The following is a 303-nucleotide window of genomic DNA, read 5'->3' on the forward strand; positions in this document are numbered from 1 at the left end:
AGTGGATGAGTTAGCTTCGGCGAAGCCCAGAAATGAAGCCCCAGTAAACGGCGGCCGTAACTATAACGGTCCTAAGGTAGCGAAATTCCTTGTCGGGTAAGTTCCGACCCGCACGAAAGGCGTAACGATCTGGGCACTGTCTCAACGAGAGGCTCGGTGAAATTAAGATACCTGTGAAGAAGCAGGTTACCCGCGACAGGACGGAAAGACCCCATGGAGCTTTACTGTAGCTTGATATTGGGTGTTGACACAGCTTGTACAGGATAGGTAGGAGCCATTGAAGCCGGAACGCTAGTTTCGGCT

At 51.8% G+C, this 303-nt stretch carries 1 rRNA gene; it reads left to right on the forward strand.

Annotated elements, in window-relative coordinates:
• Positions 1-303: ribosomal RNA gene (locus LPKJCM_RS00830) — 23S ribosomal RNA — on the forward strand; the annotation flags it as partial.

Origin of the sequence: Lentilactobacillus parakefiri, from assembly GCF_002157585.1 — a bacterium.
In the GTDB taxonomy this organism is placed as follows: domain Bacteria; phylum Bacillota; class Bacilli; order Lactobacillales; family Lactobacillaceae; genus Lentilactobacillus; species Lentilactobacillus parakefiri.